The sequence below is a fragment of the Crossiella sp. S99.2 genome (genome assembly GCF_023094165.1).
Lineage (GTDB): Bacteria > Actinomycetota > Actinomycetes > Mycobacteriales > Pseudonocardiaceae > Crossiella.
The window spans coordinates 469,491-493,559 of sequence record NZ_JALMDK010000001.1; the positions used below are offsets into that span (position 1 = coordinate 469,491).

Consider the following 24,069-nt stretch of genomic DNA (forward strand, 5'->3'; position numbering starts at 1 on the left):
GCCACCGCCGACCTGCCCCGAACTGGTCGGCGGTGGCTTTCGTTTCCGACCCGCTCCGCGCCGCCCGCGCTTCGCCGTACCCTGGTGGTGTGCTCGCGCCAGCAATGTGGATCATGACGATCATCCATTTCGCCGCCATCCCGGTCGGCCTGTTCGCGTTCGTGCACGCCCTGATGCAACGCGCGGACGCCTTCGCCGCGGCGGAGAAGCTCAGCAAGCCGGCCTGGCTCGGCATCACCGGTGGCGGCACCGCCGCGCTGGCCCTGTTCGCTTTCGGCGGTCCGGGCTCGCTGTTCTGGATGGCCGGCATGGTGGCGGTGCTGGTCTACCTGGTCGACGTCCGGCCCCGGGTGAGTGACGCCCAGCGCGGTCCGCGCTGGTGAGTCTGGCCCAGGCCGAGGCCAACGGCGTGCGCTGGAGCGCGCACGGCACCGGCGGCCCGGTCACCCTGCTCATCCCCGGCCTGGGCGCCACCCCCGGCGAGGCCCGGCTGCCCGCGGTCGGCCTGGCAGGCACCAGGGTGGTGCTGACCCTGCCCAGCCACGGCGAGTCCCCGGACGCGCCACCCGGCTACTTCCGCTACCAGACCATCGCCGCCGACGTGCTCGCGGTGGCCGACGAGGTCGGCGCGACCGCCGCCATCGGCACCTCCCTCGGCGCCAGCGCCCTGCTTGCCATCGCCGCGGCTCACCCCACCCGCTTTGAGCGCCTGGCCCTGCTGATCCCCGCGGTGCTCGACCAGCCGCGTGCTGTGTCACGGTCGACCCTGAGCGAGCAGGTCTCCGAAGCCGGCGCCGACCCGCTGGCCCGGATGTCCGAGGCCACCGAACACGCGCTGAGCACCGGCGACAACAGCCGTCTGCAGGCCGTGGTCGCGGGCGAGTTGCCACCCGGCCAGGACTTCGCCGACTACGTGGACAAGCGGGTGGCCGCGCTGCTGCGCCTGCGCGAGGCGCTGACCAGCCTGCCCGCCCAGGTCCCGGTCCCCGACGTGCGGACGCTGGCCGAGGTGACCGCCCGGGTGCTGGTGGTCTCGGCCACCGGCGACCCGCTGCACCCCGAACACGTGGCCAAGTCGGTGGCCGCCGCACTGGCGCTGTCCCGGCTGGAAGTGCTGCCCTCGCTGATCCCCCTGGTCACCCACCGCCGCGAGCTGCGCGCGCTGCTCGCCGACTGGGCAAGCTAGCCTGCGACCATGACCGGCTGGACCATCGCAGGCACCCTCGCCGTGCACCCCGCCCTGGACCGCCTCGACCTGCTTGCCGCCCCGGTGACCACCCTGCTCCGAACCCTGGACGCCGAGCGCTGCGGCGTCGCCGAGATCAACCCGGACCTGGCCGACACCGCGGCCTTCTGCGCCGAATACGGCTCCCCACTGTCCGCCTCGGCCAACTGCGTGGTCGTCGCCGGCCGCCGCGGCGACGTGGTGCGCTACGCGGCCTGCCTGGTGCTGGCGTCCACCCGGGCGGATGTGAACGGCGTGGTCCGCAAGCGGCTGGACGCGCGCAAGGCGAGTTTCGCGCCGATGGAGGAGGCGGTCAGCCGCACCGGGATGGCCTACGGCGGGATCACGCCGATCGGGCTGCCAGCGGACTGGCCGATCCTGCTGTCGGCGGAGGTCGCCGAGGCACCGGAACTGGTGATCGGCAGCGGGGTCCGGCACAGCAAGCTGCTGGTGCCGGGGGCGCTGCTGGCCAAGCTGCCCAACGCCGAGGTCCTGCCGGGGCTGGCTCAGCCGGTGGCAGTGTGACCAGCCGCCCACCGGTTTGCCATTGCCCGAGGGCTCTCCGCGGACGTACAGTATCTTGTACGTCGAAGGGAGGGTGCTAGTGAAGACCATGAGCTACTCCGAGTCTCGCGCGAAGTATGCGGAGACCCTCGACTCGGTGGTCAACGACCGCGAAGAGGTCGTGATCACCCGCGCCGGGCACGAGCCCGTCGTGATCGTGTCGCTTGCCGACTACCAGTCGCTCAAAGAAACGGCCTACCTGCTGCGTAGCCCGGAGAACGCGCGACGACTGATCACGTCCATCGAGCGGCTGGAGTCCGGCGGTGGAACACAGCACGAACTCGTGGAATGAAGCTGATCTGGGATGAGCACTCCTGGGATGACTATCTCTGGTGGCAGACCGAGGATCGCAAGGTCGTCAAGCGGATCAACGACCTGATCAAGGACATCGTCCGCAATGGCAACGAGGGCATCGGCAAACCGGAGCCGCTGAAACACGGCTTCCAGGGGTACTGGTCGCGTCGGGTCACCGATGAGCACCGACTGGTCTACAAGATCGCCGGAGATGAGATCCGGATTGCGGCGTGCCGCTACCACTACGGCAAGTAGGGGTAGCGGCACGCTGCTGCCGGTTCAGTTGCCCGCGTAGTCCTCCAGCAGCGCGACCGCCTCCGCCGGATCGTCCGTGATCAGGATCCAGCGCTCCGCCGCCCGCCCCTTGGCCAGTCGGTGCAGCAGGTCCGCCACCGGCATCTCCTCGGTCCAGAATCGCTTGCCCAGGAACACCATGGGCGCGGCGGGGCCGACGCTCTCGTAGTAGTTCTGGGTCAGGTCCTGGAAGATTTCCTGGACGGTGCCCGCGCGGCCTGGGGTGTACAGGACGCCGCCGGTGGCCACGGTGAGCAGGCCATCCTCGCGGACGGAGTTGGCGAAGTACTTGGCGTGCAGTTCGCACAGGGGGTTGGGCGGTTCGTGGCCGTAGAACCAGGTCGGGATGCCGATGGTGCGGGGCAGGGATTCCGGTTCCGGTAGGTCGAGGGACAGGCCGGCGTGCACCCAGCGGCCGATGGTGGCATCGTCCACTGTGGACGAATTGGTGGCGTGGAAGGCGGGGGCTGCGGCCAGTTCTGACAAGGCTTTGGTGAGTTGGTCGTCGTCCATTGTGGACAGTCGTACGCCCAGTGGGATGGCTTCCATGGCGCCGGGGCCGCCGCCGGTGAGCACGGTGAACCTCGCCGGACTGCGGCCGATGGCGCGGCCCAGTTCGGCGGCCTGGCGGTACTCGGGGCTGTCCCGGCGGAAGGCGTGGCCGCCCATCACCGCGACCGGGTTGGCCCGGCCGGCCACCGCGCAGGCGGCCAGCAGGTCTTCCAGGGCCTCGGTGATGGCGTGGTCGTGCAGGCGTTCGGCCAGGGCGTGCAACGGGTCCGGGTGGTGGCCGGTGCTGCCGCCGATCGACCTGCTGTGCCGGTAGACCCGGGCGTCGGGGGTGTCCCGGTAGGTCTCCGGGTGGCGCGGGTCCAGGCCGGTGAACAGCTCGGCGACGGTGTACAGCGTGGAGCGGTAGGCGCGGTAGGGCAGTTCCGGGATGTCCGGGAACACCAGGGCGCCGCTGGCCTCGGCGCGGTCGCGGGCCGTGGGGGCCAGCCGGCAGCCCAGCAGCAGGGCGCCGTCCAGGCTGGTGCGCAGCAACTCGTTCTCCGCCGCGCCGGTCAGGTCCAGCCCGACCAGCACCGTGTGCCGCAGGTCCCGCCCGGCTGCCCGGTGCTCCCGCAGTACTTCCAGCTCACCGATCTCGATCCGCACCCGGCCAAGGGTAGGCCCGGACGGCTCCGGCTAGTGGAAAACCACAGTTCTGTTGCCGTGCACCAGCACCCGGTCCTCCACGTGCCAGCGCAGTCCCCTGGCCAGCACCACCTTCTCGATGTCGGTGCCCTTGCGCACCATGTCGGCCACCGAGTCGGTGTGGTCCACCCGGCCCACCTCCTGCTCGATGATCGGCCCGGCGTCCAGGTCCGCGGTGACGTAGTGACAGGTCGCGCCGACCAGTTTCACGCCGCGGGCATACGCCTGGTGGTACGGCCGGGCGCCCATGAACGAGGGCAGGAAGCTGTGGTGGATGTTGAGCGCCTTGCCGGACCAGGCCGCGCACAGCTCGTGCGGCAGCACCTGCATGAACCGGGCCAGCACCACCGCGTCCGGGCGCTGGGAGTCCACCAGCTGGCGGATCTGGGCGAAGGCCGCCTGCTTGCCCTCGGGGTCCTTGCCTGCCACCGGGAACGGCACGTGGTGGAACGGGATGCCGTGCGCCCTGGTGATCCCGGCCAGGTCGGCATGGTTGCCGATCACCGCGCGCACGTCCACGTCCAGCTCGCCGGAGGCCACCCGGCCCAGGATGTCGTAGAGGCAGTGCCCGGCCTTGGACACCAGGATCACCACCCGGCGCTTCTGGCCGGTGTCGGTGACCCGCCAGTCGCTCTGCACACCCAGTTCCCTGGCCACCGCGGCGAACCGGTGCCGCAGCTCGGCCACGTCGAAGGGCAGCGAGTCCGCACGCACCTCCTGGCGGGTGAAGAACCAGTTGGTGTCGGTGTCGGTGTGGTAGGCCGCTTCCACGATCCAGCCGCCCTGCTCGGCGAGGAAGGTGGAGATCCGGGCCACGATGCCGGTGCGGTCCGGGCAGCCCAGGGTGATCACATAGCGTCGTTCACGGGCGGACATGGCTGGTCAGTCTGCCCTTCGCGGCCGCGTTCACCTGGTCAGGGGGTGCCCAGCTGGTCGAGCAACTCAGAGTTCCCGGTCACCACGGCGGTGTTCGGCCGGTTCCACAGCCGCCGGTAGATCGCGTCCGCGGTGCCCGCGACCACCGTGTCGGTGTCGATGCCGCTGCCCTGCACCGGGCCCACCTTGGCGACCTGCCCCGGGGTCAGGGTGAGCACCACGGCCAGACCCGCGTCGGCGGCGTGGAAGAGGATGGTGCCCTGCTCGGTGCGTTCCTCGTGCTTGCGGAACAACTGCGCCATGACCAGCGCCTCCTCGATGCCGTCCGCGGCGAAGGCGGGCTCGAACCGCAGTTCCCTGGCCGGGTCCACGCCACCGGCCACTTCGTGCAGCGCGTGCTCGGCGTCCAGCCGGTGGATGGCCACCTCGTGCGCCATCCGCCGGGCCCACATCGCGCCGGGCTCGGGCAGGGGCATGCCGAAGGTCCAGGCAGGCGCCGTGCGGCCCTTCTCGGTGAGCAGGCCGATCAGCCGTTCCTGCTCGGCCACCCACCAGGCGTGCAGTTCGGCCCAGTCCTGGGGCGCGGGCGGGAACTCCGGCCGCACGTCCACGAGTCCCGCGGTCAGGTTGTCCGCCGCCCAGGCCTGCGCACGGGCCTGGTGCGCGGTCAGCTTCTGCACGGTCCAGTCAGGACAGGTCGGGACCTGCGCCTCGGGACCGGCCTTGAGCGCGGCTGCCCGCATGGCCTCGGAATGAACTCGGATCTGCTCGAGGAAGTCGGTGTGCTCCACCCCACAGAGCCTACGGACGCGGGCCGTAGACCGCGTCCGCATTCAGCGTGACCTCGCCCAGCCGCCACCGGTTCCGGCGATCGAGCACCGGCCAGTCCCGTTCGGCGAGCAACCGCACCGCCTCCACCCAGCGGGCCCGCGGGCCGTAGGGCGCGAACGGGGCCGCGCTGGCCCAGCAGGCGTCCAGTTCGGTCAGCAGCGCGTGCACCCGCTCACCGGGCACGTTGTGGTGGATCAGCGATTTGGGCAGTCGTTCGGCCAGATCGGAGGGCTGCTCCAGGTCCGAGGGCAGGCAGGCCAGGGTGAAGGTCAGCGGGCGATCGGCGTCCAGGGTGACCCAGCAGCAGCGGCGGCCGATCTCATCGCAGGTGCCCTCCACCAGCAGCCCGCCGGGGGCCAGCCGGGACTGCATGGTGGCCCACGCCTCCGCGGCCGCGGCCTCCTCGTACTGGCGCAGCACGTTGAACGCGCGCACCAGCGCGGGCCGCCGCCCGGCCAGCTCGAACCCGCCGCGGCGGAACTCCAGTCCCGGCCGCTCGGCCGGTTTGGCCGCGTCCACCCGCTCCTGGTCGATCTCCAGGCCGAGCACCCGCAGATCCGGCCGCAGCCCGCCCAGCCGGTCGGCCAGCTCCACCGCGGTGATCGGCGATGACCCGTAGCCCAGGTCGATGACCAGCGGATCCGCCGCGGCGCGCAGCGCGTCCGCGGTGAGCGGGGTGCTCGCGATCCACCGGTCCACCTTGCGCAGCCGGTTCGGGTTGGTGGTGCCCCTGGTGGGCAGGCCGAGCGTGCGCGCCCGGCCGGCGGCGTAGCGCGGCGCCCGTTTGCGGACCTGGTTCACGAGCGTTCGGACAGCCAGCGCTGGGTGAACTCGTGCTCGGTGTCCAGCAGCCTGGACACCTGCTCGATGACCGCCCGCTCCACCTTGCCGCCGACGAAGGGCAGCGAGACCGACACCTGCAATCGCCCGGCCACCCGGCAGCCCGCACCCGCGGCGCTGATCGCGATCGAGCACTCGATGGTCGCGGGCGCGCCGGGCACGGTGGCGTGCACCAAGGCGGTGGCGCCCTCGCCGCTGGGCCGCCAGGTCTCCACCCGCTCGATCACCAGGTCGCCGGGGATCAGGGTGCGCACGAAGGAGGGCAGCTTGTCCGCCGGGATGCCCTGGCGCAGCTTGAGCACGGTCTCGGCGCCAGTGGCCGTGCGCGAGATCAACTCGCCCTTCGGGCCGCCCACCGCGGCCAGCCGGTCGCGCAGATAGGTCTCGTCGACCATGGTCGCGGCCACCCGTGCGGCGGGGAAGGAGTAGCCGTGCGAGGTCTCGGTGCTGGTTGCCACGGGGTGTCACGCTACCGTTGAACGTCGTGACCACACCCGTGCCGTTGGCTGGCTACACCACCCTGCGCCTTGGCGGCCCGGCCTCGGTGTTCCTGGAAGCAACGAAATCCACCGAGGTCATCGAGGCCGTCCGGACCGCCGACCAGGCGGGTGAACCCCTGCTCGTGCTGGGCGGGGGGTCCAACCTGGTCATCGGCGACGCGGGCTTCGAGGGCACCGTGGTGCGCATCGCCACCCGCGGCCGAGGGCACGACCCGCTCGGCGACGGCTTGGTCCGGTTGACCGTGGAGGCCGGCGAGAACTGGGACGACGTGGTCGCCGGCGCGGTGGCCAACGACCTCGGCGGCCTGGAGGCGCTCTCCGGCATCCCCGGCCTGGTCGGCGCGACCCCGGTGCAGAACGTGGGGGCCTACGGCGTCGAGGTGGCCGACCTGCTGCTCTCGGTGGACCTGCTGGACCGGCGCAGCGGCCAGGTGCGTCAGGTCAGCACCGCCGAACTGGGCCTGGGTTACCGCACCAGCGTGCTCAAGGGCACCGACAACGCGGTGGTGCTGCGGGTCTCCTTCGCGCTGCGCACCGGCGGCCAGTCCGCCCCGGTCCGCTACGCCGAACTGGCCAACACCCTGGGCGTGGAACTGGGCGCCAGGGTGCCCGCCGCCCAGGTGCGGGACGCGGTGCTCGCGCTGCGCACCGGCAAGGGCATGGTGCTGGACGCCGACGATCACGACACCTGGAGCGCCGGGTCCTTCTTCACCAATCCGATCGTGGCCGAGGCCGACCTGCCCAGGGTGCTCTCGCTGATCCACGCCCGGCTCGGCCAGGAGATCAAGGTGCCGCGCTACCCGGGCGGCGCGGGCAAGGTGAAGCTGTCCGCGGCCTGGCTGATCGAGCGGGCCGGGTTCCTGCGCGGGCACGAGGCCGCCGACGGCCGGGTCTCGCTCTCGCACAAGCACACCCTGGCGCTGACCAACCGCGGCAAGGCCGACACCGAGGACCTGCTGACGCTGGCCCGCGAGGTGCGCGACGGCGTGCGCGGCGCGTTCGAGGTCGATCTGCACCCGGAACCAGTCTTCGTCGGCTGCGCGCTCTGACCTGCGGGAACAAAACTCGTGTGAGCTGGGCAACCGGCCAAACGAGTGACGCCAAGTGACGGGCTCCTCACCCCGAGTGTTTCATGGACGGTGAAGTACCGGATCGAGGAGTTCGCATGACCAGCGCGGAGGACAACAGGCGCAGGGCGGCGATCCGGCCGGTGAAGCGGCGACACGAGGACACCCTGCTCGACCTGCCCGGCGTCGTCGCGGTGGATATCGGCGCGCAGACCACGGGTGGCCTGCGCACCGGCCGGCCGGCCATCGTGGTGTCGGTGCGGGTGAAACGGCCCGCGGTCACGGTGGCGCACGGCCAGCTGCTGCCTGCCGAGATCGACGGGGTGCCGGTGGACGTCATCGAGGAGGACGTCCTGCTGCACCCCGCACTGCTGCGCGCCGACGCCGCCCCGGAACGCTCCGGCGAGTCCTACCCCGCGCTGGTCGGCGGGATCAGCGTCGGCCCGTGCCGGTCCATCCAGATGCTCCCGCCGCAGGCCCCCGAGCCCGGCGAGTACGTCACCGTGGGCACCCTGGGCCTGCTGGTGGCCGCCCGCGCGGACCGGCGGCGGGTGTTCGGCCTGACCAACTTCCACATCGCCTGCGTGGACGACGCCTGGGCGGTGGGCGATGCGATGACCCACCCGTCCCGGGTCGACGGCGGCCGCTGCCCGGCCGACATCGTGGGCTGCCTGGCCAGTTCGGCGCTGTCCGGTTGTGTGGACGCGGCGCTGATCGCGCTGACCCCGGACCGGCCGTGGCGGCGGGAGATCGCCCAGCTGGGCAGACCGGGCGGCTGCGCGCCCGCGCTGCTGGGCAGCCTGGTGCGCAAACGCGGCCGGACCACCGGGCTCACCCAGGGCGTGGTGGTCTCCACCGATGTCACGCTCTGCCTGGACTACGGCGACAGCCTGGGCAGGCGGCGGCTGCGGGACCAGATCCGGGTCACCGCGGCCGAGGGGATCTTCGGCGACCGCGGCGACTCCGGCGCGGTGCTGGTGGACCCGGACAACCAGGTGGTGGGCCTGCACTGCGCGGGCACCCTGGGCGGCGGCAGCGGCTTCGCCAACCCGATCACCCGGGTGCTCGACGAGCTGGATGTGGTGCTGGCCTAGAACGGCCCATCCTGATCATCCGGTTCAGCCGCAACCCCAATGTGAGAAGTGACACATCGCTTTGGGGCACCCCCTTACGGGCATGGGGCGTCCTGGAGATGAGGGCACCCTTGACGGGGTGCCGGATGCGTGGAGGTCGACTGTGGTTGCTCAACGACGGGGACGGGGACGGTCCCTGCTCGGCTTGATGGGGTTGCTCACCGCTGGTGCGCTGCTGCTTTCCGCCTGTACCGGCGGCGAGGGCGGGGATGGCGGCGGCACCAACAAGGCCGATGCGCCACCGGTCGCCAAGGTCAGCGTGGAGCCGGGGGACGGCGCCAAGGACCTCAGCCCGCGCGCGCCGGTCAAGGTCTCGGTCGCCGAGGGCTCGCTGGACGAGGTGACGCTGACCGCGGACGGCAAGGCGGTCGCGGGCAAGATCGCCGCGGACAAGAAGACCTGGGCGCCGGACAAGGCGCTCGAGTTTGGCAAGAGCTACACCCTCGGCGGCTCGGCCACCGGCACCGACGGCAAGAAGGTCGAGATCAAGGGCGGCTTCGCCACCCAGGCCGCGGGCAAGCTGATGCGGGCCACGATCAACCCGGTGGACAACGCCACCGTGGGCATCGCGATGCCGGTCAAGGTCGAGTTCGACGAGGCCCCGCAGGACCGGGCCGCGGTGGAGAAGGCGCTCAAGGTGGAGACCTCGGTGCCGGTGGAGGGGGCCTGGGCCTGGCTCAACCCCAAGGAAGTGCACTACCGGCCCAAGGAGTTCTGGCCGGCCAACACCCAGGTCAAGGTGACCGCGGACCTGTTCGCGGTGCCCTATGGCAAGAACGTGTTCGGCCGGGCCAGCCTGAGCACCAAGTTCACCATCGGCCGGGCGCAGATCGTCGAGGCCAGCGTGGCCAGCAAGCGCATGATCGTGAAGCGGGACGGCCGGGAGCTGATGAACCTGCCCGCCAGCCTCGGCGATGAGAGCAAGCCGGACCTGCGCACCGCGAACGGGATCTACATGGTCTCCGAGCGCAACGCCACCGAGCGCATGGTCAACGAGAAGTACAAGTACGACGTCGTCAAGAAGTGGGCGGTGCGCATCGCCAACAGCGGTGAGTTCATCCACGAGAACCAGGACAACGCGGGCAACCTGGGCAAGCGCAACACCTCGCACGGCTGCATCAACCTGAGCGAGGCGGACGCGAAGAAGTACTTCGACAGCGCGCTGATCGGCGACCCGGTGATCATCTCCGGCTCGGCTGGCACCAAGGGCGCGGTGTCGGACACCTACGACTGGCGGATCGACTGGCCGACCTGGCTGTCGAAGTCGGCGCTGAAGTGACCACCACGATCACCGGCCACGGCGGCACGCGGCTCGCGCTGCGCACCGCCGGGCCGGTGGGCGCGCCGGCGCTGGTGCTGCTGCACGGCTGGGCGCAGAGTTCGGCGGTGTGGCGGCGGCTGCTGGCCGACCCCGGCCTGACCGAGCGGTACCGGCTGCTCGCGCCGGACCTGCGCGGCCACGGCGACTCCGAAGCGCCGGAGAGCGGCTACGACGACCCGGCCGCCTGGGCCGGGGACCTGGCCGCGGTGCTCGAACACGCCAGCGGACCGGCGGTGGTGCTCGGCTGGTCCTACGGCGGACTGGTCATCGCGGACTACCTGCGGGTGTGCGGTGACGCCGGGCTGGCCGGGATCGTGCTGGTCGGCGCGGTCACCGAGATCGGCCCGGACCGGCCGGGCGGCGCCACCGGCCCGGTGATGACCGCAGGGCTGCGCGAGATGCTCTCCCCGGACGACGAGGTGGCCCGGCCCGCGCTGCGCGAGTTCATCGCGAGCGGCACCGCCGTGCCGATGAGTCAGGACGAGCAGGACCGGCAGCTCGGCACCGCGCTGGCCACCCCGGCCGCGGTGCGCAAGGCCGTGTTCAAGCGGGACATCGGCAGTGCCGAGGCGCTGACCGCGGTGACCGTGCCCACCCTGGTGCTGCACGGGGACTCCGACGAGGTGGTGCTGCCGGTGGCCGGTCGCTACGCCGCGGACACCGTGCCCGGCGCGGCCGCCAGCTGGTACCCAGGCTGCGGGCACGCCCCGTTCCTGGAGCGTCCGGCCGACTTCGACGTTGAGCTGGCCCACTTCCTGACGCGCTGCCACGTGGAGCACGGCAAAATGGGGTTGTGAGACGCAGAGGCATCGGTCGCGCGGGGAGAGTAGCCGTGCTGTCCCTGCACACTTCCCCACTTGAACTGCCCGGCACCGGCGACGCCGGTGGGATGAACGTCTACATCGCCCAGACCGCGGTCCGGATGGCCCAGCGCGGCACCGCCGTCGAGGTCTTCACCAGGGCCACCTCCTCCGAGCTGCCGCCCACGGTCGAACTCGCGCCGGGGGTGACCGTGCGGCATGTGCCTGCCGGTCCCTACGGGGGCCTGGTGAAGAACGACCTGCCCGCCCAGCTCTGCGCGTTCAGCGCGGGCGTGCTGCGCACCGAGGCCAGCCACGCGCCCGGCTACTACGACGTGGTGCACTCGCACTACTGGCTCTCCGGCCAGGTCGGCTGGCTGGCCAGGGACCGCTGGGGGGTGCCACTGGTGCACACCGCGCACACCCTGGCCAAGGTCAAGAACCTCGCGCTGGCCGCGGTGGAGGCCCCGGAACCGCAGGTCCGGGTGATCGGCGAGCAGCAAGTGGTCGCCGAGGCGGACAAGCTGGTGGTCAACACCGAGATCGAGGCGCAGGAGCTGACCGACCTGTACCAGGCCAGGCCCGAGCAGGTGGCCGTGGTGCCGCCCGGGGTCGACCTGGAGCGCTTCACCCCCGACGGCCGGGCCGCCGCGCGGGCCGAGCTGGGCCTGGCCCCGGATGCCGTGGTGCTCGCCTTCGTCGGCCGGATCCAGCCGCTCAAGGCGCCCGACGTGCTGCTGCACGCCGCCGCCGAAATGATCAACCGCGATCCCGGGCTGCGGGCCAGGCTGGTGGTGCTGATCGTCGGCGGGCCCTCCGGCACCGGACTGGACCGGCCAACCGTGCTGCACGAGCTGGCCGCCCGGCTGGGCATCGCCGAACTGGTCCGCTTCCTGCCGCCGCGACCGGGCGCCGCGCTGGCCACGGTGTACCGGGCCGCCGACGTGGTCGCGGTGCCCAGCCACTCCGAGTCCTTCGGCCTGGTCGCGCTGGAGGCCCAGGCCTGTGGCACGCCGGTGGCCGCCGCCGCGGTCGGCGGGCTGCCGGTCGCGGTCGCCGACGGGGTCTCCGGACTGCTCGTCCCGGACCACCGCGCGGGTTCCTGGGCGGACGCGCTGGGGCGCCTGGCACTGGAGCCCACCCGGTGGCGGGAGTTCGCCGCCGCCGCCCCCGCGCACGCCGCGGCGTTCTCCTGGGACCACACCGCCGAGCGGCTGCTCGCGGTGTACGGCCAGGCGGCCGCCGCGCTGCGCACCACCCTGGAGATCGCGGTATGAGCCTCGACCAGCTGATCGAGTCCACTTTGGACGGTCAGGAACTCAAGCACACCAAGCGCGAACAGGGCCGGTGGTTCGTCAGCCTGCCCGGGGTGAAGAAGCTCCAGACCAACCTGTGGCTGATCCTGGGCCGCCAGTCGCTGCTGGTGGAGGCGTTCGTGTGCCGCCGCCCGGACGAGGGCCACGAGCAGGTCTACCGATTCCTGTTGCGCCGCAACGCCCGGCTCTACGGCGTGCACTACACCGTGGACCCGGCAGGCGACATCTACCTGATCGGCCGGATCGGCCTGCACGCGGTCACCGCGGACGAGCTGGACCGGGTGCTCGGCCAGGTCCTGGAAGCCGCCGACGGGGACTTCAACACGTTGCTGGAACTGGGTTTCGCCGGGGCCATCCGGCGGGAGTGGGACTGGCGGGTCTCCCGCGGCGAGTCACTGGCCAACCTGCAGGCGTTCAAACACCTGGTGACCTCCCCGCACGAGGGTCCGGTGCACGCCGAGTCCTGATCGTGACCGGCGCCGGGCAACGGCCATCACCCCGCTCTCCGTCCGATCGTTGTATCGCAGACGACGATGGGGGTCGGACGACATGGCAGGACGATCATTGCTCGCCCTCGGCGCGCTGAGCCTGGTGCTGGTGGCCGGATGCTCGGGGGCGGGTGAGCGGGCCAACACCGCGGTCGGGGTCGCCGAACCCGCGGCTGGCGGATCCGCCCAGCAGGGCTTCAGCGGCGGTCCCGGCGACGCCAAGGCGCCGATGGAGAAGGGCGCGGCGGTCGAGAAGGGCGCCAGCGCCCCGGAACCGGCCGCGCTGGAGGCCCGGCAGCTGATCAGGACCGCGCGGATCGAGCTGAGCGTGGCCAAGGTCGAGGAGGCCGTGCGCAAGGCCCAGGAAGAGGCCAAGGCCCTCGGCGGGTTCGCCAGCGAGGAGAACGCGCGCGAGCAGCGGGCCACGCTGACCGTGCGGGTGCCCGCGGACAAGCTGGACGAGGCGCTCAACCGGCTCGACGACCTCGGCAAGGTCATCGTGCGCGAGCAGCGCTCCCAGGACGTCACCGACGCGCTGGTGGACACCAAGAGCAGGCTGGAATCGCAGCGGGCCAGCGTGAACCGGGTGCGCGCGCTGCTGGAACGGGCCAACACGGTCAGCGAGATCGTGCAGGTCGAGGGTGAGCTGACCAAGCGGCAGGCCGAGCTGGAGTCCTTGCAGCGCAGGCTGGAGTCGATGTCCAAGCAGGTCGCCATGGCCACCGTGTCGGTGTCCCTGGTGCGCGAGGACCAGGCCGCCGCGCCCAGCGGGGACGGCTTCCTGGACGCGCTGGCCGCGGGCTGGCGGGCCTTCCTGGGCACGGTCAACGGACTGCTGATCGCCCTGGGCGCCTCGCTGCCGTTCCTGGTGGTGCTGGGCATCGCGGGCGCGCTGGTGATCGTGCTGCTGCGCCGCCGCCGGAATGCCGCTGCCCCGGCCGAGCCGGTGGCCACCGGGAACCCGGTGGGCTGAAGGGTGTCGCGCGGGGCGGCCCGGGAGAGAGGGGGAGTCGCGAGCTCGAGCCGCCCCGCGTCCACAAGCTCCCGCTACGTCGGACCACTGCGGGCGGGGGGAGCCCTGGGTCCGGGCGGGACGCGGTTCGACGGGGGATACGAACCGCGATGGACACCCTCTCGGATCGGGGAGTGTGTGGGAGCCGATCTGAAAGAGTGATGTCAACTTGGCAGATTCGATGTGGCAATCACAAGCCTGGCCCACTGCTCCATTCGAGTGTACTTAGCTCGGTGGGATAACGGGATGATGTCTGGTCGGCCGCTGTTGACAGCAACTTGACTGGGGCCTGTGAGCGTAGTCACGATTGATCGCCCGATTGGCGTCCGCCGTTGGAGGGAACACCCATGGCATTTCGCAGTCCGTACCCCGATGTCGCGGTTCCGGACGTCTCGCTGCCGGAGCTGCTGTTCGGGGCGCTGAGCCCGGCACAGGCCGCCGCGCCTGCGCTGATCGATGGGCCGAGCGGACGAACGCTGGGCTACGGCGAGCTGGCCGCGCTGGTGGACAAGGCCGCTGCCGGACTGGCTGCCCGCGGTATCAACAAGGGTGATGTGGTCGGCATCTTCAGTCCGAACACGCCCTACTACGCGGTGGTATTCCACGGGGTGCTGCGCGCCGGTGCGGTGGCCACCACGGTGAACGCGCTCTACACCGCCGAAGAGCTGGCCCACCAGCTCATCGACGCCGGGGCGAAGCTGCTGTTCACCGTCTCCGCCTTCGCCGAGCGGGCACTGGCCGCGGCCAAGACGGCAGGCATCGCCGAGGTGATCTTCCTGGACGGTCTGGACGGCCATCCCGCGCTGGCCGAACTGCTGGCCACCGAGGCCGCGCCGCCGGTGATCGAGTTCGACCCGGCCGAGGATCTCGCCGTGCTGCCCTACTCCTCGGGCACCACCGGCCGGGCCAAGGGCGTGATGCTGACCCACCGCAACCTGGTGGCCAACATCGAGCAGTTCAAGCAGGTCGTGCACATCGACTCGGCCGACCGGGTGCTGGCGGTGCTGCCGTTCTTCCACATCTACGGCATGCAGGTGACCATGAACCACGCGCTCGCGGTGGGCGCGGCCGTGGTCACCATGCCCAAGTTCGATCTGGCCGAGTTCCTGCGGATCATCGCCGAGCGCCGGACCAGCTACGTCTACATCGCCCCGCCGGTGGCGGTCGCGCTGGCCAAGCACCCCATGGTGGACGAGTACGACCTGTCCGCGATGAAGATGCTCTTCTCCGGCGCCGCGCCACTGGACGCCGAACTGGCGAACGCGGTGGCCAAGCGGCTGGGTGTGGCGGTGCGGCAGGGCTACGGCATGACCGAGATGAGCCCGGTCAGCCACGCCATCCCGAGCGACCGCCCGGACATCAACGTGGGCACGGTCGGGCTGATCCTGCCGAACATGGTGTGCAAGCTGGTCGACCCGGCCACCGAGCAGGAGTCGCTGCCCGGTCAGCCCGGCGAGCTGTGGTGCCAGGGCCCCAACGTGATGAAGGGCTACCTCAACAACGAGGAAGCCACTAAGTCCACTGTGGACGATGAGGGTTTCCTGCACACCGGCGATGTCGCGGTGATCGACGAAAACGGCGTTGTGTCCATTGTGGACAGAGTCAAGGAACTGATCAAGTACAAGGGCTACCAGGTGCCCCCTGCCGAGCTGGAGGCGTTGCTGCTGACCCACCCGCAGATCGCGGACGCCGCGGTGATCGGCGTGCGGGACGCCGAGGGCGAGGAGGTGCCCAAGGCGTTCGTGGTGCGCCAGCCGGGCGCCGAGGAGCTGGACGAGACCGCGGTGATGACCTTCGTGGCCGGGCAGGTGGCCCCGCACAAGAAGGTCCGCGTGGTCGAGTTCCTGACCGCGATCCCCAAGTCCGCCAGCGGAAAGATCCTGCGCAAGGACCTGCGCGCCCGCGAGCGGGGCTGATCCCGACCTGGACGGGCCGGGGTCAGCCCCGGCCCGTCAGGGGTGCACGTCCGCGCCCAGGATGCGAGGTCCCTGCCAGCCCGGCACGCTGCGCCCGTCGGCGGGCCAGAGCGTGCGCACCGACCCGTCGGCGATCTTCAGCGCCTGCACGGTCAGCATTCGAGGCTGGTGCGGGGACAGCCACTGGTTGTGCCGCATCAGGTAGACCGAGTCATCCCGCCAGGACCAGGCGGTGGAGCCCAGGATCCAGGGGATGAACGGGAAGGTCATCGCGTTGGGCGGCAGGGCGTACCGGGAGTGCGTGCCGGTGCGCAGGTCCAGCACCACCAGGGACTCGAAGTCCGGCAGGGTGGGCGGGGGCACCGCGTAGGCGATCTTGTCGCCCGTGATCGAGAGCGCCGAGCGGTGGTCGTTGCCGTTGAAGTTCTCACCGAGGACTCGCTCCCCGCGGTCGGCGCCGAACATCCCGGCGGCCAGCGGCTCGACCCGGCCCGCGCTGATCCGCCAGAAGCTCTTCGGCGTGCGCACCACCGCGATCCCGCTGGCGCTCAACAGGATCCGGTCCGCGGTGGCGCCGTCCGGGGTGACGATCGGCCCGAAGGCGCCGCCGTAGCGCGCCCAGGCCGGGCGGCCGCCGAGGCTGGTGTAGAGCCGGTCCTGGCCGTAACCGAGGTTGATGTTGACATGCCTGCCGGTGAGCCGGTTGTAGTTGCCGCTGTACTGGAATCCCACCCCGTCCGGGTACCGCCGCACCTCGGGCAGCCGGGCCAGCACGACCCCGGCGCCCGCCCTGCCGACCGGGTAGCGGCGCAGCACGGTCTCGGTCTCGCCGACCGGCTCGGTGGTGACCACGCCGCGGGCGTCCGGGGTGAGGTCGAACGGGGTCTCGGCGGTGGCGAAGCGCTGGTTCCAGGAGCGCAGCTCGGTGCCGCCGGGCGCGCCGACCGCGAGGCTGAGCGTGCCGTCCGGGTTCGCCGTCATCGCCTGGAACAGCGACTGGCGGCCACCCAGCGAGGCGCCGATCAGCCGGGACTCGGTGCTCACCCCGTTGAACTGGCGCGGCTTGGGATAGGCGCTGTCCGCGACCGTGCCCGCCCCGTTGTCGTACCGGTGCAGCTCATGGCCGCCGATCTCGTCGGAGCCCTGGAAGGAGGCGATGGACTCCGGAGCGGGTGCGGCGGCGGCGGGTGTGGCGGGTAGGAGCAGGGACAGCGCCAGCACCGGAGCACAGACGCGGGTGAACGCGGACACAGCCATGGAACCCCCTGTGGACGATGACGTACCCCTGCCTCGACGCTAGGGCCCGGCCGGCCGGGTTCGCGTGGGCTGAACGGCGCTCATCCGCCTGCCCTTTGGGGCGGCATATCAAAAGTCCGAGGGCTGCCTTGTGCCGCGGCGGGCGCACTGGCCCACTGGCAGCCATGGACGAGCTGACGCACCGGCGGCGGTGGGGCATTCTCGCCGTGCTGAGCATCTGTCTGCTCATCCCGGTGCTGGACACCATGATCCTCCAGGTCGCGCTGCAACGGATCCAGGCCGAGCTGGGCGCCACCCAGTCCGAGCTGCAATGGGCGGTGGACGCCTACACGCTGGTCTTCGCCGCGCTGCTGTTCGCCACCGGCGCGCTGGCCGATGCCTTCGGGCGCAAGCGGATCCTGCTGCTCGGCCTGCTCGCCTTCGGGATCGCCTCCGCGCTGTGCGCCTTCGCGAGCAGCCCCGGCGAGCTGGTGCTGTTCCGGGCGATCAAGGGCATTGGCGCGGCCGCGATGCCCGCGACCAGCCTGGCCATCCTCACCCACGTCTTCCCTGCGGCGGAGCGGGCGCGGGCCATCGGTATCTGGTCCGGCGTGTCCGGGCTTGGCGTGGCGCTGGGCCCGGTGGTCGGCGGGGTGCTGCTGGAGTACTTCTGGTGGGGCTCGGTGTTCCTGGTCAACGTGCCGGTGGTGCTGGCCGGGCTGGCGCTGATCGCCTGGCTGGTGCCGGAATCGCGCAGCCCCGGCCGCCGGGCCATCGACCCGCTGGGCACCCTGTGCTCCATCGGCGGCATCGGCCTGCTGGTCTACGCGATCATCCACGGCGGCGAGGCCGGGGACTGGCTCGGCGCGGGCGTGCTGCTGCCACTGGGTGGCGCGGTCCTGCTGCTGGTGCTGTTCGTGCTGGCCGAGCGGCGGATCGCGGATCCGGCCATCGACCTGAGCCTGTTCCGCAGCCCGGTGTTCACCGCCGGGTCCAGCGCGGTGGCCATCGGCTTCTTCGTGCAGTCCGGCGGCTTCTTCGCACTGGTCTTCTACCTGCAACTGGTCCGGGCCAACTCGCCGCTGGAGACCGGTCTGCTGTTCCTGCCGGTCGCGGTCGGCACGGTGATCGCCTCCACCCGCAGCGCCGCGCTGGCCCAGCGTTTCGGCGCGAACGTGGTGGTCGGCGGCGGCCTCGCCGTGTCCGGGCTGTTCTTCGCCGGTAGCGCGTTCTGGACCCCGTCCACCCCGGTTTGGTTGCTGGAACTGGGTTTCGGTGTGTTCGGCCTGGCCTTCGGGTGTGTGCTCGGCCCGGCCACCGCGGCCGCGATGAGCGTGGTGCCGCCGGCCAAGGCGGCGGCCGGGTCCGCGGTGAACAGCACCGTCCGGCAGCTCGGCGCGGCACTGGGCATCGCGCTGGTCGGCTCGGTGCTCTCGGTGGGCTACCGCAACGGCCTGGGTCCCGCGGCCGAACTGCTGCCCGCCGCGGTGCGCGCCGAGGCGGCCGACTCCCTCGGCGCCACCCTGGCGGTGCGCGCCCAGGCCGGGGACCGCGGTGATGAGCTGGTCGAGGCCGCCGTGCGTGCCTTCGCCGAGGGCATGGCCGCCGCGGTGTGGACGGCCGCGGCCGCCGCCCTGCTCGGCGCGGTGCTCACCGCGCTGCTGCTGCCCGGCCGGACGCCCGCGAAGGCCAGGGCGGGCGCACCCGGTTGATCCACCCGGTGGGTTCGAGTTGTCGAGCCGGGCCGGAGCGGGCAGATTCGCAAGCCTGTGGAAGGCGGTGCGTCCATGATCGTCACGGTCACCCCGAACCCCAGCCTGGACCGCACGCTGCGGTTACCCGGCCCCTTGCGGCCGGGCAAGGTGCATCGGGCCACCGGTAGCAGCACCGAGGCCAGTGGCAAGGGCGTCAACGTGACCAGGGTGCTGCGCGCCAACGGGATCGACTCCACCGCGGTGCTGCCGCTGGGCGGCGCGACCGGGGCCGAGTTGCGGGCGCTGCTGGCCGCCGAGCGGGTGCCGTTCACCGCGGTGCCCATCGCCGGGCGGATCCGCAGCAACATCACCGTGCTCGGCTCGCGCTCGGGCACCACCAAGCTCAACGAACCCGGCCCCGAACTGACCGAGCGGGAACTCGACGAACTCGTCGCCGCCACCGGCAAGGCCGTCCGGGAGCACCGGGCCCGCTGGCTGGCCATCTGCGGCTCGCTGCCGCCGGGCACCCCACCCGGTCTGGTCACCCGGCTGGTCGCGGCCGGGCACGCCGCCGGGGCCGCGGTCGCGGTGGACAGCTCGGGGGCCGGGCTGGCCGAGGCGGTACGCGCGGGCGCTGACCTGGTCGCACCCAACGCCGAGGAGCTGGCCGAACTCGCCGGCCAACCGGTCACCAGCCCGGATCACGCGGCGGATGTGGCCGCGGACCTGTGCCCCGGCACCGCGCTGGTCAGCCTCGGCGCACTGGGCGCGGTGCTGATCCGGCCGGACGGCACCGCCATGCACGCCGTGCCGCCGCCGATCACCGTGATCAACACCGCCGGGGCCGGGGACGCGCTGCTGGCGGGCTGGCTGGCCGCCGAAGGCCCGGCCGCCGCCCGGCTGACCCGCGCGGTCGCCTGGGGCGCGAGCGCCTGCCTGGCCGCGGGCACCGCCGAACTTCCGGACCACCCGGTCGCACCGGAGCTGGTCACCACCACCGAACTACAGGAGCGCCGATGAAGGTCCTCATCGCGGGCGATCGCTTCATTCCCGGCGGCACCTTCGCCGAGGAGATCGAGGCCCGGCTGCCCGGCAGCCCGGTCACGGTGGCGGACTGGGCCGGGGCCAAGGCCGATCAGCACGAGGCCCAGCAGCTGATGGAGGTGCGCGGCGCGGCCGCGGTGCCTGCCCCGCCCGAACTGCTCGCCGCGGTGCCGGGGGCCGAGGTGCTGTGCGTGCACTTCGCCCCGGTCGGCCCGGACCTGCTGGCCGCCGCCGAGGATCTGCGGCTGGTCGCGGTGGCCCGCACCGGACTGGAGAACGTGGACCTGGACGCCGCCGGCGCCCGCGGCATCGGCGTGGTGCCGGTCTTCGGCCGCAACGCCTCCGCGGTGGCCGAACTCCAGATCGGGCTGATCCTGGCCGAATCCAGGGACATCGCCCGCGCGGACGCCTCGGTGAAGAACGGCGGCTGGCGCAAGGAGTTCCCCGGCCGCCGGGTCGAACTGGGCGGCAGCACGGTCGGCATGATCGGCTTCGGGCACGTGGGCCGCCACTTCGCCCGCAAGCTCGGCGGGTTCGGCTGCACGCTGGTCGCCTACGATCCCTACGCGCCGGATGTGGCACTGGCCGAATCCGGGGTGCGCCGGGCCGCCAGCCTGGACGATCTGCTGCTCGGCGCGGACTTCGTGGTGGTGCAGGCCAGGCACAGCAAGGAGACCGACCGGTTCATCGGCGCCCGTGAACTGTCCCTGCTCAAGCCGGGCGCCTACTTCGTCAACGTGGCCCGCAGCCGGGTGGTGGACACCGCGGCGCTCTACGACGCACTGGCCAACGGCCGGATCGCGGGCGCCGGTCTGGACGTCTTCGACGAAGAGCCGCTGCCCGCGGACTCGCCATGGCGAGCGCTGGACAACGTCACCCTGACCACCCACTTCGGCGGCGACACCGAGCAGACCAACCGCACCTCCGCCGCCCTGGTCGCCGAGGCGGTGGCCGAGTTCGCCGAGACCGGCCGGGTGCGCAGCGCGGCCAACGCGGATCTGCTGGGCTGGCGATGACCGATCTGCTGCTCGGTATCGACGCCGGGCAGACCGTCACCAAGGCGGTGCTGGTGGCCGCGGACACCGGGCGGGAGATCGCGGTCGGCCAGGCCAGGGTGCCGGTGTCCACCCCGCACCCGCGCTGGGTGGAACGGGACCTGGACCAGGTCTGGGACGGCTGCGTGCGGGCCATCCGGGCGGTGCTGACCGGCGTCGACGGCGGCCGGATCGCCGCGATCGGGCTGTGCGGGCACAACGACGGCTGCTACCCGGTGGACGCCGATCTGCGCCCGGTCCGGCCGGCCATCCTGGCCATGGACTCCCGCGCGCACGAGCAGGTCCGCGGCTACCAGGACTCCGGCGCGGCCGCCGCCGCGCTGCCGCTGACCGGCCAGTCCCCGTTCGCGGCCAGCCCGGCTGCGGTGCAGGCATGGCTGCTGGCCAACGAACCCGCGGCGCTGGCCAGGACCCGCTGGCTGCTCTTCTGCAAGGACTGGCTCCGGCTCGGCCTGACCGGCGAGGTGGCCACCGACCCCACCGAGGCTTCCGCCTCCTTCACCGACGTGCGCACCCAGCGGTACAGCCCGGCGGCCTTCGAGCTGTACGGCCTGACCGAACTGGCCGGGAAACAGCCGCCGATCCTGGGCAGCACCGAGATCGCCGGCCGGGTCACCGCCACCGCGGCCGAGCTGACCGGGCTGCGCGCGGGCACCCCGGTGGTCACCGGCGCGCACGACGTGGACGCGGGCGCGCTCGGCATGGGCGCGGTCACCCCCGGCGCGGCGTCGATCGTGATGGGCACCTTCAGCATCAACCAGGTGGTCACCGACGAGATCCGGCTCGACCACCGCTGGCAGGCCCGCGCCTTCCTGCGACCCGGCCACTGGCTGGCCATGTCCACCAGCCCGGCCTCCTCCTCGAACCTGGAGTGGTTCGTCCGCACCCTCTGCCCGGAGGCCGCGACGGGCAGCGCGGACCCGTTCGAGTTCGTCGCGGCCGAGATCGCCGCCAGCACCCGGCCCGACCTGCCGCTCTACCTGCCGTTCCTGTTCGGCGCGCCGGTCGAGCACGGGCCAGCCGCCTCCGCCGGATTCCTCGGCCTGCGCGGCTGGCACACCCGCGGTGACCTGCTGCGCGCGCTGTGCGAGGGCGTGGCGCTCAACCACCGCACCCACCTGAGCGCGCTGCGCTCGGCCTTCCCGATCACCGGCGCGGCCCGGCTGGCCGGCGGCGGCGCGCGCAGCCCGGCCTGGAGCCAGCTGCTCGCCGACGCGGTCGACCTGCCCCTGGAAGTCACCGCGGGCGCCGAACCGGGGGCCCGCGGCGCGGCGCTGCTGGCCGGTATCGGCCTGCGCCGCTTCGCCGGGCTGACCGAGGCCGCCGCCACCGCCGAGGTGGTCCGCGCACACCAGCCCGACCCGGCCGGGGTGGCCAGAATGACCGCCCGCGCGGCGGAATACCGAATGGCCGTCGAATCCCTCCGTGACTGGTGGAAATCCGTTTAAATCGGGGTTTCTATGGCAAAATTCAGACCGGCTGGGCAATAAAACAGATCGAAATTCCGCTATGGGGTGACTCTTTCTGGAAATTGGCCGGAAATCGGCTCCGGTGTGGATATCTTGCCCACGTGGTGGAGGAGGACAGCACCGCGCAGCGGCGCGAACTGGGGGAAGCCCTGCGGATCCAGCGGGAACTGGCTGGGATCACCCGGGGCGAGCTGATCGCCCACTTCGATTGGTCGGCCAGTAAGTTCTCCCGGCTGGAGGCCGGAAAACGCGGAATCTCGGAAAGCGATGTGACCCGATTCCTCGGTTACTGCCGGACGCCCAACGACGAGGTCGACCGCTTGCTCGGCATTCTCCGCGAACCCGACACCGGTTACTGGGCCCGCCCGCATTCCGGCCGGTTCGCCGACAGCCTGCGCACCCTGCTGCTGCACGAGACCACCGCCTGCACACTGGCCAGCTACGACCTCGCGGTGGTGCCGCCGCTGCTGCAGACCGAGTCCTACGCCAGGGCGCTGCTCGGCCCGGAGGCCGACCCGACACCGCGGCTGGCCCGCCAGGCGATCCTGCCCAGCCTGGCCATGGCCACCTTCTACATCCACGAGGCCGCGCTGCGCGCCCAGGTCGGCAGCCCGCTGGTGATGCGCAACCAGCTCGAACTGCTGGCCCGCAGGGTGGAGTGGGCGCGCTGCCGGATCCGGGTGCTGCCGCTGGCCGTCTCGGCCGCCCGGACCAGCGTGAACGCCTTCACCCGGCTGACCTTCCGCGATCACCGCCCAGTGGTGCACGTGGAGCTGGAGACGGCCAGCCTGTTCCTCGAACACCCGAGTTCGCTTGATCGTTACGAGACTGTCCTGGACAGCCTCCGGCGGCTCAGCCTGGGGGCCGAGCAGTCCCGTGACCTGCTGCGGCGGCTGGCCTGCGGGCTGGAACCGGCGGTCGGTGGCGACGTCACCACGAACGGTGATCTGGCAGGCTGTGGCCCATGACAGGCACGTTGGTGTTGCTCCGTCACGGCCAGAGCGTCTGGAACGCCGAGAACCTGTTCACCGGATGGGTGGACGTCCCGCTGTCGGAGCAGGGGGAGGGCGAGGCGCGCCGGGGCGGTGAACTGCTCAGGGACGCCGGACTGCTGCCGGACATCCTGCACACGTCGCTGCTGCGCCGGGCGATCTCCACCGCGAACCTCGCGCTGGACTCCGCCGACCGGCACTGGATCCCGGTCAAGCGGGACTGGCGGCTCAACGAGCGCCACTACGGCGCGCTGCAGGGCAAGGACAAGAAGCAGACCCTGGAGACCTACGGCGAGGAGCAGTTCAAGCTCTGGCGCCGTTCCTACGACACGCCGCCGCCCGAGATCGAGCTGGGCAGCACCTACAGCCAGGACGGCGACCCGCGCTACGCGGGCATCGGCGCCGCGCTGCCGCGCACCGAATGCCTCAAGGACGTGCTCGCCAGGGTGCTCCCGTACTGGGACGGCGAGATCGTGCCCGACCTGCGCGCGGGCCAGACCGTGCTGGTCGCCGCGCACGGCAACTCGCTGCGCGCGCTGGTCAAGCACCTCGACGGGATCAGCGACGAGGACATCGCCGGGCTGAACATCCCCACCGGCATCCCGCTGCGCTACGAGCTGGACGCGGACCTCAAGCCGGTCAAGGCCGGCGGTGAGTACCTCGACCCGTCCGCGGCCGAGGACGCCATCAAGGCCGTGGCCAACCAGGGCCGCTGACCCCCTCCGACAACCGGCAGAACGCGCTCGGACCAGGTCCGGGCGCGTTCTTCATTTGGGGCCGGATTTCGCTCGTTGGAGTGGCTTGGATGAACACCGGATGACACCCTGCCCAACGTGCGGTGTACGTCACACCATTCTGGTGTCACCACGGTCACGTATAGCCCTCCGAGAGTAGGCCGGGAGGCC

25 protein-coding genes are annotated in these 24,069 nt (G+C 71.8%); 19 read left to right on the forward strand and 6 right to left on the reverse strand.

Annotated features, from left to right (window positions below):
• The first annotated feature begins 104 nt into the window (after positions 1 to 104).
• The 5 genes from MZC64_RS02265 to MZC64_RS02285 all read left to right on the forward strand — a co-directional run bounded on the left by MZC64_RS02265 (position 105) and on the right by MZC64_RS02285 (position 2,338).
• The gene (locus tag MZC64_RS02265) at positions 105 to 383 is read left to right on the forward strand and encodes a DUF2516 family protein (protein ID WP_247756213.1); all 279 of its coding nucleotides are present in this window, start codon (positions 105 to 107) and stop codon (positions 381 to 383) included.
• On the forward strand, positions 380 to 1,186 hold the full coding sequence (locus MZC64_RS02270; RefSeq protein WP_247755415.1) for an alpha/beta fold hydrolase: 807 nt from the start codon (positions 380 to 382) through the stop codon (positions 1,184 to 1,186). Before MZC64_RS02265 ends, MZC64_RS02270 begins: the two co-directional genes overlap by 4 nt.
• 9 nt (positions 1,187 to 1,195) lie before the next feature.
• Entirely contained in the window at positions 1,196 to 1,750 is a 555-nt protein-coding gene (locus MZC64_RS02275) for a YbaK/EbsC family protein (protein ID WP_247755416.1), read from the forward strand.
• An 88-nt stretch (positions 1,751 to 1,838) separates the two neighbouring features.
• On the forward strand, positions 1,839 to 2,081 hold the full coding sequence (locus tag MZC64_RS02280; RefSeq protein WP_247756215.1) for a type II toxin-antitoxin system Phd/YefM family antitoxin: 243 nt from the start codon (positions 1,839 to 1,841) through the stop codon (positions 2,079 to 2,081).
• Positions 2,078 to 2,338 (forward strand): Txe/YoeB family addiction module toxin, encoded by a 261-nt coding sequence (locus MZC64_RS02285; protein WP_247755417.1) that lies wholly within the window; start codon positions 2,078 to 2,080, stop codon positions 2,336 to 2,338. Before MZC64_RS02280 ends, MZC64_RS02285 begins: the two co-directional genes overlap by 4 nt.
• Before the next feature lie 24 nt (positions 2,339 to 2,362).
• On the opposite strand, the gene MZC64_RS02290 is transcribed toward MZC64_RS02285, so the two are convergent.
• Genes MZC64_RS02290 through MZC64_RS02310 form a run of 5 tightly spaced genes read right to left on the reverse strand, consistent with a single transcriptional unit; the run spans position 2,363 to position 6,579 of the window.
• The gene (locus MZC64_RS02290; RefSeq protein ID WP_247755418.1) at positions 2,363 to 3,535 is read right to left on the reverse strand and encodes a hypothetical protein; all 1,173 of its coding nucleotides are present in this window, start codon (positions 3,533 to 3,535) and stop codon (positions 2,363 to 2,365) included.
• A gap of 30 nt (positions 3,536 to 3,565) precedes the next feature.
• On the reverse strand, positions 3,566 to 4,450 hold the full coding sequence (gene purU, locus MZC64_RS02295) for a formyltetrahydrofolate deformylase (protein ID WP_247755419.1): 885 nt from the start codon (positions 4,448 to 4,450) through the stop codon (positions 3,566 to 3,568).
• Between the two features lie 38 nt (positions 4,451 to 4,488).
• On the reverse strand, positions 4,489 to 5,241 hold the full coding sequence (locus tag MZC64_RS02300; RefSeq protein ID WP_247755420.1) for a maleylpyruvate isomerase N-terminal domain-containing protein: 753 nt from the start codon (positions 5,239 to 5,241) through the stop codon (positions 4,489 to 4,491).
• A 10-nt stretch (positions 5,242 to 5,251) separates the two neighbouring features.
• Positions 5,252 to 6,082 carry a class I SAM-dependent methyltransferase gene (locus tag MZC64_RS02305; protein WP_247755421.1) on the reverse strand — a complete coding sequence of 277 codons (831 nt, stop codon included), beginning with the start codon at positions 6,080 to 6,082 and terminating at the stop codon, positions 5,252 to 5,254.
• Positions 6,079 to 6,579, reverse strand: coding sequence for a DUF2505 domain-containing protein (locus MZC64_RS02310; RefSeq protein ID WP_247755422.1), 501 nt, complete (start codon positions 6,577 to 6,579; stop codon positions 6,079 to 6,081). The genes MZC64_RS02305 and MZC64_RS02310 overlap by 4 nt, the downstream gene beginning before the upstream one ends.
• Positions 6,580 to 6,596: 17 nt before the next feature.
• Here MZC64_RS02310 and MZC64_RS02315 point away from each other — a divergent pair, with 17 nt between their 5' ends.
• The 8 genes from MZC64_RS02315 to MZC64_RS02350 all read left to right on the forward strand — a co-directional run bounded on the left by MZC64_RS02315 (position 6,597) and on the right by MZC64_RS02350 (position 15,674).
• Positions 6,597 to 7,670, forward strand: coding sequence for a UDP-N-acetylmuramate dehydrogenase (locus MZC64_RS02315; RefSeq protein WP_247755423.1), 1,074 nt, complete (start codon positions 6,597 to 6,599; stop codon positions 7,668 to 7,670).
• A 116-nt stretch (positions 7,671 to 7,786) separates the two neighbouring features.
• Positions 7,787 to 8,782, forward strand: a complete 996-nt coding sequence (locus MZC64_RS02320) for a S1 family peptidase (RefSeq protein ID WP_247755424.1) — start codon at positions 7,787 to 7,789, stop codon at positions 8,780 to 8,782.
• Between the two features lie 187 nt (positions 8,783 to 8,969).
• On the forward strand, positions 8,970 to 10,100 hold the full coding sequence (locus tag MZC64_RS02325) for an Ig-like domain-containing protein (RefSeq protein WP_247755425.1): 1,131 nt from the start codon (positions 8,970 to 8,972) through the stop codon (positions 10,098 to 10,100).
• Positions 10,097 to 10,939, forward strand: a complete 843-nt coding sequence (locus MZC64_RS02330) for an alpha/beta fold hydrolase (RefSeq protein ID WP_247755426.1) — start codon at positions 10,097 to 10,099, stop codon at positions 10,937 to 10,939. Before MZC64_RS02325 ends, MZC64_RS02330 begins: the two co-directional genes overlap by 4 nt.
• Entirely contained in the window at positions 10,936 to 12,219 is a 1,284-nt protein-coding gene (gene mshA, locus MZC64_RS02335; RefSeq protein WP_247755427.1) for a D-inositol-3-phosphate glycosyltransferase, read from the forward strand. Before MZC64_RS02330 ends, mshA begins: the two co-directional genes overlap by 4 nt.
• Positions 12,216 to 12,725, forward strand: a complete 510-nt coding sequence (locus MZC64_RS02340) for a YbjN domain-containing protein (RefSeq protein ID WP_247755428.1) — start codon at positions 12,216 to 12,218, stop codon at positions 12,723 to 12,725. Before mshA ends, MZC64_RS02340 begins: the two co-directional genes overlap by 4 nt.
• Positions 12,726 to 12,807: 82 nt before the next feature.
• Entirely contained in the window at positions 12,808 to 13,719 is a 912-nt protein-coding gene (locus tag MZC64_RS02345) for a DUF4349 domain-containing protein (protein WP_247755429.1), read from the forward strand.
• Between the two features lie 386 nt (positions 13,720 to 14,105).
• Positions 14,106 to 15,674, forward strand: a complete 1,569-nt coding sequence (locus tag MZC64_RS02350; protein ID WP_247755430.1) for an AMP-binding protein — start codon at positions 14,106 to 14,108, stop codon at positions 15,672 to 15,674.
• A 36-nt stretch (positions 15,675 to 15,710) separates the two neighbouring features.
• Here MZC64_RS02350 and MZC64_RS02355 read toward each other — a convergent pair whose 3' ends face one another.
• A complete protein-coding gene (locus MZC64_RS02355; protein WP_247755431.1) occupies positions 15,711 to 16,931 on the reverse strand; it encodes a hypothetical protein in 1,221 nt (406 codons plus the stop codon).
• Between the two features lie 164 nt (positions 16,932 to 17,095).
• Here MZC64_RS02355 and MZC64_RS02360 point away from each other — a divergent pair, with 164 nt between their 5' ends.
• From MZC64_RS02360 to MZC64_RS02385, 6 genes are all read left to right on the forward strand, one after another.
• Positions 17,096 to 18,622 (forward strand): MFS transporter, encoded by a 1,527-nt coding sequence (locus MZC64_RS02360; RefSeq protein ID WP_247755432.1) that lies wholly within the window; start codon positions 17,096 to 17,098, stop codon positions 18,620 to 18,622.
• Positions 18,623 to 18,697: 75 nt separating this feature from the next.
• Positions 18,698 to 19,624: a 1-phosphofructokinase family hexose kinase gene (locus MZC64_RS02365; RefSeq protein WP_247755433.1), complete on the forward strand. Its 927-nt coding sequence runs from the start codon at positions 18,698 to 18,700 to the stop codon at positions 19,622 to 19,624.
• Positions 19,621 to 20,664: an NAD(P)-dependent oxidoreductase gene (locus MZC64_RS02370; RefSeq protein WP_247755434.1), complete on the forward strand. Its 1,044-nt coding sequence runs from the start codon at positions 19,621 to 19,623 to the stop codon at positions 20,662 to 20,664. The genes MZC64_RS02365 and MZC64_RS02370 overlap by 4 nt, the downstream gene beginning before the upstream one ends.
• The gene (locus MZC64_RS02375) at positions 20,661 to 22,151 is read left to right on the forward strand and encodes an FGGY-family carbohydrate kinase (RefSeq protein ID WP_247755435.1); all 1,491 of its coding nucleotides are present in this window, start codon (positions 20,661 to 20,663) and stop codon (positions 22,149 to 22,151) included. Before MZC64_RS02370 ends, MZC64_RS02375 begins: the two co-directional genes overlap by 4 nt.
• A gap of 122 nt (positions 22,152 to 22,273) precedes the next feature.
• On the forward strand, positions 22,274 to 23,140 hold the full coding sequence (locus MZC64_RS02380; RefSeq protein WP_247755436.1) for a helix-turn-helix transcriptional regulator: 867 nt from the start codon (positions 22,274 to 22,276) through the stop codon (positions 23,138 to 23,140).
• Entirely contained in the window at positions 23,137 to 23,880 is a 744-nt protein-coding gene (locus tag MZC64_RS02385) for a phosphoglyceromutase (RefSeq protein ID WP_247755437.1), read from the forward strand. Before MZC64_RS02380 ends, MZC64_RS02385 begins: the two co-directional genes overlap by 4 nt.
• Positions 23,881 to 24,069: the final 189 nt, after the last annotated feature.